Origin of the sequence: Melissospora conviva (genome assembly GCF_049523535.1) — a bacterium.
Taxonomy (GTDB): Bacteria; Actinomycetota; Actinomycetes; order Mycobacteriales; family Micromonosporaceae; genus Melissospora; species Melissospora conviva.
Map to the genome: position 1 here is coordinate 1 of NZ_JBLLDT010000020.1, position 535 is coordinate 535.

Genomic DNA, 535 nt, shown 5'->3' on the forward strand with positions numbered 1-535 from the left:
GGCCGGGGGCGGACCGTTATCTCGGGGGATCACCCACCGACTTCACCGGCGACGGCAAAGACGACATCGTCACCTTCACCCGAGGCAACCTCAACGACGCCTACGTCGCCACCTCCACCGGATCATCCTTCGCCGGCACCTCCATCAAATGGAACGACTTCTTCGGCCTCAACGGCGAAACACTGCTCACCGGAGACTTCAACGGCGACGGACGCGACGACATCGTCGCCTTCACCCACGGCACCCTCGCCGACGTCTACGTATCCCTCTCCACCGGAAACTCGTTCGCCCCCTCCAGCAAATGGCACGACTGGTTCGCCCCCGCCGCCGAAGTCGCCGCCGTCGGCGACGTCAACGGCGACGGCAAAGACGACATCATCACCTTCACCCACGACACCAACGCCGACGTCTACGTCGCCCTCTCCACCGGAACATCCTTCGCCGGCACCGCCATCAAATGGCACGACTACTTCTCCATCGCCGGCGAATTCCCCGCCCTCGGCGACGTCAACGGAGACGGCAAAGACGACATCAT

At 63.7% G+C, this 535-nt stretch carries 1 protein-coding gene; it reads left to right on the plus strand.

What is annotated here, in order from left to right; genetic code table 11:
* Positions 1-535 (plus strand): FG-GAP repeat domain-containing protein (locus ACK8GG_RS21275; RefSeq protein ID WP_440357100.1); only part of this gene is annotated, 535 nt, incomplete at both ends.